This window comes from Microcoleus sp. S13_C3, assembly GCF_036700905.1.
Taxonomy (GTDB): domain Bacteria; phylum Cyanobacteriota; class Cyanobacteriia; order Cyanobacteriales; family Microcoleaceae; genus Microcoleus.
This window is the reverse complement of record NZ_JAUBPT010000039.1, coordinates 25,584-35,645: the sequence shown is the minus strand read 5'-3', so window position 1 is coordinate 35,645 and position 10,062 is coordinate 25,584. Positions and strand designations below refer to the sequence as shown.

The 10,062-nt window shown below is 46.5% G+C and carries 6 protein-coding genes; 3 read left to right on the top strand and 3 right to left on the bottom strand.

Going from position 1 to position 10,062, the window contains the following annotated elements:
- A partial coding sequence (locus tag QUA16_RS13305; protein ID WP_333103798.1) for a hydantoinase B/oxoprolinase family protein occupies positions 1–1,962 on the top strand: 1,962 nt, incomplete at its 5' end.
- A gap of 157 nt (positions 1,963–2,119) precedes the next feature.
- On the opposite strand, the gene QUA16_RS13300 is transcribed toward QUA16_RS13305, so the two are convergent.
- Positions 2,120–3,061 (bottom strand): XcyI family restriction endonuclease, encoded by a 942-nt coding sequence (locus QUA16_RS13300; protein WP_333103799.1) that lies wholly within the window; start codon positions 3,059–3,061, stop codon positions 2,120–2,122.
- Positions 3,062–3,070: 9 nt separating this feature from the next.
- Entirely contained in the window at positions 3,071–4,408 is a 1,338-nt protein-coding gene (locus QUA16_RS13295) for a hypothetical protein (RefSeq protein ID WP_333181165.1), read from the bottom strand.
- Positions 4,409–4,752: 344 nt separating this feature from the next.
- Here QUA16_RS13295 and QUA16_RS13290 point away from each other — a divergent pair, with 344 nt between their 5' ends.
- Entirely contained in the window at positions 4,753–5,400 is a 648-nt protein-coding gene (locus tag QUA16_RS13290) for a sigma-70 family RNA polymerase sigma factor (protein WP_333103801.1), read from the top strand.
- Positions 5,401–5,511: 111 nt separating this feature from the next.
- On the top strand, positions 5,512–5,832 hold the full coding sequence (locus QUA16_RS13285) for a 2Fe-2S iron-sulfur cluster-binding protein (protein WP_333103802.1): 321 nt from the start codon (positions 5,512–5,514) through the stop codon (positions 5,830–5,832).
- A 324-nt stretch (positions 5,833–6,156) separates the two neighbouring features.
- Here QUA16_RS13285 and treS read toward each other — a convergent pair whose 3' ends face one another.
- Positions 6,157–9,540 (bottom strand): maltose alpha-D-glucosyltransferase, encoded by a 3,384-nt coding sequence (gene treS, locus QUA16_RS13280; protein WP_333181164.1) that lies wholly within the window; start codon positions 9,538–9,540, stop codon positions 6,157–6,159.
- Positions 9,541–10,062 lie beyond the last annotated feature (522 nt).

Sequence of the window (10,062 nt, the reverse complement as noted above, 5' to 3'; positions counted from 1 at the left end):
GGCATCTTGGCTGTGCAACCAATTTTGCCGACAATGGATGTGCCGGAAGCATCCACAATTTCCCCCTCTTGTGGCACAGGCATCTTGGCTGTGCAACCAATTTTGCCGACAATGGATGTGCCGGAAGCATCCACAATTTCCCCCTCTTGTGGCACGGGCATCTTGCCTGTGCAACCAATTTCAACCGTGCAAACCTATGTTGCGGGCGGGTGGCGGGAAACGCCTGTTTATCAGAGAGAGGATTTGCGATCGCACGACTGCATTAGTGGCCCTGCTATGATTGTTGAAGCTACGGGAACTAATATCATAGAACCGGGCTGGGAAGGGGAAATCACGGAAAATAATGATTTAATTTTGAACCGCAGATGCACGCAGATGGACGCAGATAATATCCGCGTTCCTTCGGGTTTATCTGCGGCTAAATCAGATCCTGTTTTGCTGGAAATTTTTAATAATTTGTTTCGGGTGATCGCGGAACAAATGGGAGTCACATTGCAAAACACAAGTTCCTCAGTCAACATCAAAGAACGTCTCGACTTTTCCTGTGCAATCTTCGACAAAAACGGGCAATTAGTTGCCAACGCGCCCCACATTCCCGTACATCTGGGCTCGATGAGCGAAAGCGTTGAAGCTTTAATTTTAGCACAAGGCAATGCGATTCAACCGGGCGATGTTTATGTTTCTAACAATCCCTACAACGGCGGCACGCATTTACCAGATATCACCGTTATTACTCCAGTATTCGATCGTGATTCCTCCCTTCCTTTGTTTTATGTTGCCTCGCGGGGACACCACGCCGACATCGGCGGCATCACTCCCGGTTCCATGCCTCCCAACAGTACAACAGTAACTGAAGAAGGCGTATTGCTTGACAATTTCCTGTTAGTAAGCGAGGGCAATTTTCGAGAAAAACAATTACTACAACTTCTGACAGCGGGGAACTTTCCTGTTCGCAATTCCGCTCAAAATATAGCCGATTTGCAAGCACAAATTGCTGCTAACAAGCGCGGCGCAGAAGAACTTCTCAAGATGGTAGAGCATTATGGATTAGAGACTGTGCAAGCTTATATGGGCTTCGTACAAGACAATGCTGAGGAGTCGGTACGCAGGGTAATTGATGTGTTGCAAGATGGCGAGTTTACTTATCCGATGGATAGTGGCGGACAAATTAAGGTAGCGATTACAATTGACAAATCTGCGCGCAGTGCAAAAATAGATTTTACTGGCACTTCAGGTCAACAATCCAACAATTTTAATGCTCCCGCTGCGGTGTGCAAAGCCGCTGTTTTGTATGTTTTCCGCACCTTAGTAGATGACGATATTCCTCTCAATGCGGGCTGTTTGAAACCTCTCGAAATCATCAATCCCGAAGGCTGTATGCTGAATCCTCGCTATCCAGCGGCGGTAGTTGCCGGAAATGTGGAAACATCGCAGAATATTACCGATGCTTTGTATTGTGCTTTGGGAGTGATGGCTGCTTCTCAGGGAACTATGAATAATTTTACCTTGGGAAATCAGCGCTATCAATATTATGAAACTATTTGCGGCGGTTCGGGTGCTGGTGCAGATTTTGATGGTACGGATGCGGTTCAGACTCACATGACTAATTCGCGTTTAACTGACCCAGAAGTATTAGAGTGGCGGTTCCCAGTGTTGTTAGAAAGTTTTGAAATTCTTGCTAATAGTGGGGGGAATGGATCTCATCGCGGGGGGAATGGAGTTGTGCGGCGAGTGCGGTTTCGGGAGGCGATGACGGCGGGAATTTTATCGGGGAGACGGGTGATTTCTCCTTGCGGTTTGAATGGGGGTGAAGCGGGGAAACTTGGGCGGAATTATGTTGAGCGCGTGGAGGGAAAAGTTGAGGAATTGGGGAGTACGGCGAGTGTGGAAATGCAGCCGGGGGATGTGTTTGTGATTGAGACTCCTGGGGGCGGAGGATATGGCGTTTTGTTTAAACAGTAATTGAGAACTAAACTATTGATGCGATCGCACATTTTTGCATGGCAATTCAACAGCAGTAATACCGGGCGCGATCGCATCCTAACAACCACTCGGCAATGCGAATTTACAGTCAAAAGCTTGCCAGAGCGTATTGACTGTCCTAACATAGTGGACGGTTTCACAAACCGAGTAACCTGAACAGTTCTTCTTTTTTGCGATCTTGCTCTACTAATTCTTCCAAAATGAACCAATAATTGACAACATTCTGGGCCGCATTGAGAGCAGATATGGCTCGTGTAGTAACAGAAACACCCGGTAAGATAAGAATCGTTGTTGATTCCGAATTAACTTCTTTAGCTCGACTCAAGCTTTTGAGCGTTGCTCCAAACCGCTCCAAAACGCCAGCAGTATCTATGCCTCCTTTAATTTCAACTGCGACTAGAATCTGTTCATTTCTGTAAACTCCAATGTCAGGTTCGCTGGCAAATACGATTCTCCGCCCATCTTTCAGTTGCATAACTTTTTCGTCAGAGTTACCTGTTTCATTAGAAATCCAGTCTTCCTCACGCAATCTCAACTGCACCATAGCTTTTATGAGAATTTCGACTTTGCTCCCCTTCGCATTCTGCCAGGAACCCTGAGCTTGCGAACCAGCAGCCATTCCACGCCATAAATCAAATTCGCGAGCGTCTATCTGTTCATCAGTTTCAACTAAATGGCTAATGATTTTATTTAAGTGCTGAGCTATATTCCCAGCCACCAACTCATCAGGGAAACCTTTGCCTTGCTCATAGCGAATGCTTGACAGTCCAACTTGCTTCATTGATTTTTGGGAAACCATTGCTAACATTCTGTAGTAGCCTACAGCACAAGATACACTAATCAAAACCTGGGGGTGAGCAAAGACAATCACGGGCTTGATGCCGCGGTGAATTACCTTATTCCAAGCTTTTTGAGAAATGCCCAGATTATCGCATTCCCACGGCAGTGTTTCCCCTTTTACCTGTTCAATTTGAGAGGCTGTCTCCAACATTCCCCATTCGTGCAGTTTTTGGTGAAAAAACTCACTCTTGGACAACTGATCGAGCAACCAAGCTTCGCGCCTATTCGATGATGCCATTACAGTCACCTATTCTTTATGCCAAATGAGCACGCTCTCGCGGACAGGAATTCGACCATATTTACCCATCTGCTGGGAACTGTTACCTTTGTAGCGGGCAACAATTACTTGCTCTACTCGAAAACCCAGCTCTTGGGCCATTTCTGAAAGCACTAAATCGACTGGGACTATCTCGCTGGCAAAACGCACGTTATCCACAACTACCGCTACTTTTGCACCGGGAGCTAGAATTTTGGCCCATTCGCAAATAGCTTTTTGCATATCCACAAAATAGGCTGTCAACATATCAGGAATGCGGGGATTATTTAATGCTTTCCCTTGCTGTCGGAGTATGTCTACAACTTCGGCGATTACAGGATTTGGCGGTTTGTCAAAAGCATCAATTTTTGATTCGATGTGCGATCGCAAAATCCCAAACCTCAACTCCTTTAACTCCTCAAAGTTCTTGACAAAGTTAAAGCACAGTTCCAGCGAATAGGTGCGGGTGTAGTCGTAACGGTTAGGATAGGGTGGAGATGTAATCAAAGCTGTGGGTTGTGTCTCAAAATTCACATTGCTCAAATTCCGAGTATCACCTAACTGAACTGCGGGAAGTGGCGCGGATTTCTTTTGCCCCCACAAACACCTTAAGGATAGAATATCTTCTTCAGCTTCATATACTTTCTGTTGCAGCATTTCCCCAGGATCGGGAATTAACTTATCCTGTTTCATGCGTAAAAATTGACCGTCTTTTGCCGTGTAGCTGCAAGGCTCTAAAATAGCCAAAAACAGCAGTTGAAAAATTTCTCGCAAGGGTGAAGATAAACTTTCAATAGCGCTTTTCCACTGGCGCAATTTGAGCAGCGTTGCTTCTGGAAAAGCGACTTGCATAATCTTGACATCCATTGCCACCTCAGCGGGTTCTGCTTTGTCCGCCTTAGCTTTGAGTTCGGCAAAAGTTTTTCGCAGAGTTTGCGGTTCTACTGAACAGAAAAGGGGTAGCGTCCCAGCAATAAAGGTAGCTATTGGCAGTCTATCTATTCCTAATGCGGGGATATTGTGCTGCATAGCTGTAAATAAAGTTGTCCCCATGCCGCAGAAAGGCTCAAATAAATAATCCTTTTCTGTTAATCCAAAACGGTGAATAAATTGCTTGACTAAAGCAAAGGAAAATGCTTCTTTGTAGCGGAAGAGGCGGAGAACTGGCAAGCTTTTGTTGCCTGCGTAGGATACGAGTTGTCCCAGTCGCAGTTCTTCACTCATGTACGGCGCAAATTTTGCTTCGATGCGATCGCGTTCAGCACAATTGGCAGTTTCCGCAGAACTCGCCATGATCTCTGCTTCTGGGAATAAACTTAACTGTTTCACTGCGTTTTGTCTCCTGATGGCGAACCTCGCCTTTGCTGTGTCTTCTGTCAAGTTTACTGCGAACTCGCTAGCTTTTTAGAAATTCACCCAACTGGGTCATCTAGAGTAGGACTTACGCATTGCGAACGGTAAATTGTCATTCACAAGCTAAGCGCAAAGAATCTCGGAGCTCCTTCGCGCTTAGCCCTGGATGACATCGGAGTTAGTCCTGTAGAGGTGAAAACTAATGAGATCCATCGCACATCGCCCCGACAAAATCACCCTCAACTCTGGAACATCGAGCGACAAATCGTGTAGAATCGGGCTGCACCAGCATTTATTCCCAAAACCTTTCCAGAACAATTGTGCAAACACCTAATTTTTCAGAACTCAACCATCCTGTGGTCAAATCCCTGTTTCACCACAGTGATCAGGAATTATTGACTCTGTTTCAAAACCATCCCGATCAAGGTAGGTTCTTCACGGCAATTTTTTGTCGCTACGCTCAAATTGTACACTCCCTGATTCGCCATTCCGTGCGATCGCCCGTACAAGGCGATTACCTGTTTGCCCACACTTGGCTGCACATCTATCACGAACTCCGAGGCCTCGATTTGCGTCGCGAAATCCAAGAGTCTGATGGCGGGAATCTCAGTCTCCAAAACTGGCTGATTAATGTCACCGCAGTCTGCATAAATCAAGCTGAATTGCCCCCTGTTGAGTCGATTCACTACTCTTTGCAATCGGCTCCGCCTCCCCTGTGGTGTTACGTCAAACAAGCCTTGGAATTGTTAGCGCCGTTGCCGCGTTTAGTGGTGTTGATGGCTCAGACTTTCCGCTGGAGCGAAACTCGAATTGCAGCTTATTTGCAAGCAGAAGGCGAAGCTATTTCGCCGGCTCAGGTAAAGGCTTTGCTGCAAAAAGGATATCAAAGTTTAGAATCCAACTTGCCAGAGGATATTCGGGCTATTTATCTAGAGGAAAATCTCGATTATCAAGAAGCACTTGTCTAGATATACACGATATAAATCCGCCCTTTCTAGTTGTAGGGCGGGTTTTACCCGAAATATTTGCTAGGACTAACAGCATCGTAAACCCGCCCTTTTGCGAGGAATAAGGAAAAAATGGCAGTTTATCAAGTTCGGTTGGTGAATGAGGATCGGGCGCTCGATCGCACGATCGCAGTACCAGACGACCAGTATATCTTAGATATGGCAGAAGATGCCGGCATCCGCTTGCCGAATGGATGCAAGCAAGGAGAGTGTTCTGCTTGCGTCGTCAAACTGCTGAGCGGTGAAATCGACCAAAGCGAACAAAAGTTTTTGAAGCCGTCAGAATTGCAAGCTGGCTACGCTGTTACTTGTGTGGCTTACCCGCTTTCTGACTGCACTTTGTTAACTCATCAAGAACAAGTTTTATATCAAGCCGCCCTTTATTTTAAGTAATAGAAAATCAGTTTTTTACCATCTTTTATTCTAGCCTCGCTGGGCGCGAAATTTCTTTGTAGAAGAGCGAATTATATTCGCCAGTCATATTATGTCCCGTCGATTACCCCTAATACGGTAGGGGCGGGTTAACAAAAAATATCTGCCCATAATTGACAATCTCAAAAACCCGCCCTTTTCATCGCGGTCACTCGATCGGACATGATCTCAAATCCTTATCAAACCAGATTTGGTGTCATGTAAGGTGCGTCACTTTCCAGCATCTCGCTGCCACTTGAGTGGCTAGAAAGCCACGCACCCTAACGAGTATAGATAAACCCGCCCTTATAAATTCAGCAATTGTAGAATCCGCTGAAGCGGAATTTCCGCCAAATCCAAGCGGTAATTGAGTTCGTAGGCTAGCTCGCCAACCGCTTTTTCCAAAATGTAAGCATCCAGCAAAACTTGTAGTTCCGGTATAGATTTGGGCAAGAAATCTGCATCGGCTGCTGTTGCCAAATAGCTCTTAACAAAAGTGAGGCTGACCCAGCGGTGCCAAACGTTGGCCCACTGCTGCATCTCCGGGAGATTTTCAGGGCGAATCATGCCACTTTCTACTTCATTGCGGAGTGCCAAAGTAACAGCGTAACTCAAAGATTGCAGCATTCCCGCAACATCTCGCAGGGGCGACCTCTTCATCCGTCGCTCGCTTAAGGGTCGATCGCGTTCTCCTCCGAAATCAATAATTACGAAGTCTTTGCCTGTATAAAGAACTTGCCCAAAATGAAAGTCCCCGTGACAGCGAATTCTATCGGCCGTGATTCTCAAGTTCAAAATAGACTTGAAACGTTCCATGAGCAAATCTTCGCGGTTGAGCAGCTTTTGCGCCGATTTTTGTATTTCTGGCGGCAGTTTTGACAGCCGTTTTTTCAGCTCCAGCAAAGTTCTTCCTGCCACATTTCTCATGTATTGATAGATGGAACGCTGGTAAAACGAGGTAAAGCTTTCTGGGGCAAAAGCGGGATTTTCTGTGTCAGCAGCTAAAGCGAGGTGAAGTTCGGCTGTCCGCTGACCTAAAAGTTCGGCTGATGCTAAGTAAGAGCCGATGAGTTCGCGAGCTAATGCCGGAATTTCTAGGGATAAATCGGCTACTAGCGAGTTTTGCTGCCGCTGGGTTTGTCCGGTCAAAGCGTTCGGCAAATAATTTTCGGGGGCAGTAGATAAATTCTCGCCGGAATGCTTTGCTTCTACTGTCATTACTTGCTCGAAATAGTCGCGCAGCGTGTCTAATGTATAAGACCAAGCATCTACGCTGTCGGGGATTAATTTTTGTAGGATTCCGACTGTAAGGACTTGTTTTGCTGGTGTGTGATATTCCAATGCTCCGGCAATTGGAGCGTAGTGTTGGATCGAGTTGCGCTCTGTTAAAAAGCGTCCGATTTCTAATTCGGGGTTAATTCCTTCCTCGATTTTTCGCAATATTTTCAGGACGAAGCGGTCGCCGTAACCTGCAGAGGTATTGCTTTGTTCTTTTTTGAACAGGTGAGGTTCGAGCTGCGCTAACTCTTCTTCTGATTTGAATGCACTGTCGGCAATTCCTAGCAGTTGACCTGCAACACCTCTGTAACTGCGAGAATTGGCGATCGTCCCCAGCAGCGCGCTCAGAAAACCTTTGTCCCCTGCAGCATCAAATAGTACCCCGACTTCCTTGTTGGTTTCTGGGAAGTGCAGGCGCGCGATCGCCCGATCGTCCACATCGCCTTTAATCTCTTCCCACCCTAAAGGCAAAACGTAAGTTTCCGGCATACCTTCAGTATAATTCAACTGCAAGAACAGAATGTAAACTTGAGATTCCTCCCCCGCGCTATCTTTACATTCAACCGGTACAACCTCACTTATTTCTAAAGATTGAATTGTCCGGTCTGTACCGCTAAACCAGCGATTGCGCCGCAAGTATCCCGGCAAAAGATTAAGCAGCATATCGCTTAACTGACTTGTAGCAAAAGCATTTTTCCAATTGCCTATCACCGCCAAACTAGGCAAGTCTGTATGATAACCGTGCAACGAAAAATCTTCGTGTTTAGCAGTAAGAGTAAACCAGTAAAAAGTGTGAGGGCTCAAGCTCAAAAAGTAAGGCTGCTCCCCAACTGCAGGAAACTCCGTGCGGCCGAAAATCTCCACCGGAACGGCACCTTTAAAGGGCCCAAGGTCTAATTCGGCCGTCTGGACGAAGCGTGACAAATTAGCCACTACGAGGATGTGTTCGTCTTGATAAGTGCGAACAAAAGCTAAAACTTTGCGGTTTTCCGGGTACAGAAACTCGCAAGTTCCGCGGCCGAATGCTTGGAAGCGCTGCCTAATTGCAATCAGGCGTTTCATCCACCACCACAGAGAACTCGGATTCGCCCGCTGCGCGTCCACGTTAACAGATTCGTAGTGATATTCAGGGTCAACAATTGGCGGTGCGTAAAGCCGCTGCGGGTTCGCGCGACTAAAACCGGCATTGCGATCGCCACTCCACTGCATCGGAGTTCTCACCCCGTTGCGATCGCCCAAATAGATATTGTCTCCCATGCCAATTTCATCGCCGTAGTAAAGCACCGGCGTACCCGGAAGAGACAGCAGCAAAGCATTCATCAACTCGATACGACGGCGGTTATTTCCCATCAAAGGAGCCAAGCGGCGGCGGATGCCCAAATTAATTCTCGCCTGAGTATCTTGAGCGTAAACCCGATACATATAATCTCGGTCTTCATCACTCACCATTTCCAGCGTCAATTCATCGTGATTCCGCAAAAATAATGCCCACTGACAGTTATTGGGAATCTGCGGAGTTTGCTGGAGAATGTCGCTAATGGGGAAGCTATCTTCCATATGCAAAGCCATAAATAAACGCGGCATCAGCGGAAAATGAAAGTTCATGTGACATTCATCGCCAGCAGCGTAATATTCAACCGCATCCTCCGGCCACTGATTCGCCTCAGCCAGCAACATCCGGTTCGGAAATTTCTCATCGACGTGCTGCCGCAATTGCTTCAGGAATACGTGAGTTTCTGGCAGGTTTTCGCAGTTAGTACCTTCGCGCTCGTACAGGTAAGGCACCGCATCCATCCGCAGTCCGTCTACTCCCAGTGCCAACCAGAAATCTACCACATCTAAGATGGCTTGACGGACGGCCGGATTGTCGTAATTCAAATCGGGTTGGTGGGAATAAAAACGGTGCCAGTAATAAGCTTTTGCTACCGCATCCCAAGCCCAATTAGATGTTTCAAAATCTTGGAAAATAATCCGAGCATCTTGATATTTTTCCGGCGTGTCGCTCCACACATAAAAATCTCTTTCGTTACTGCCTTTTGGGGCGCGACGCGCTCGCTGAAACCAAGCGTGCTGATCGGAAGTGTGGTTAACAATTAACTCAATAATGACGCGAATTCCCCGTTGGTGCGCTGCTTCTAAAAGGTCTTTAAAGTCCTCTAATGTGCCGTAAATCGGGTTGACCGTAGTATAGTGAGATGTATCGTAGCCGTCGTCTCGGAGCGGCGAGGGAAAAAATGGCAGTACCCAAATTGCTGTTACTCCCAAGTTTTGCAGGTAATCCAGTTTTTCTGTAAGGCCTCTAAAGTCGCCGATCCCGTCTGCATTGCTGTCTGCAAAAGCGCGAACTGGTACTTCGTAAATAATCGCGTCTTTGAACCACAACGGGTCGTTATTTAACATTGAGTTTGGCATGATTTGTAGCGATGATTGGTAATTAGTAATTTGTACTTAAAATTTGGTAATTGGGATTTGTTAGTTCCAATCCAAACTGATAAATCATAACTCATAATTTGACCGCGATCCTCATGCCAGCGGCAGACTTTTAATCGTAATTTATTAACGCAAAACTTAAAATTTCTTAATTATAAACTCTCAACAATCTGTTTTGCTATTTCGGATACAGTTCACAATCCGGGTACTGTGCTAGCTACCGATGGGCGGTGCCCACCCTACATACTCTCGCTCTCTCCCCTTCTTCCGGGAGCATCTCATATTTGTAAAAACACTTCTTCTTGCTCCTTCCTTCTTCCTCTTTCCTCCTGCCTCCTGGCTCCCAACTCCAATTTCTAGCGGAGGGCTGCTTTCATTGAGATGCTCCCCTTCTCTCCCTCTCCCGCTGCCGTCAAAGGTGCGGTATTTACTACCTGCCGGACGGTTGCCACGACATTACAGTACCTTGACGTTTATTACTAACTTTTGTTACATTTATTTACA

Bases quoted from the DNA above. Each gene is read 5' to 3' on its own strand.
- treS (WP_333181164.1), bottom strand. From the start codon at position 9,540: ATGCCAAACTCAATGTTAAATAACGACCCGTTGTGGTTCAAAGACGCG.
- QUA16_RS13285 (WP_333103802.1), top strand. From the start codon at position 5,512: ATGGCAGTTTATCAAGTTCGGTTGGTGAATGAGGATCGGGCGCTCGAT.
- QUA16_RS13300 (WP_333103799.1), bottom strand. From the start codon at position 3,061: ATGGCATCATCGAATAGGCGCGAAGCTTGGTTGCTCGATCAGTTGTCC.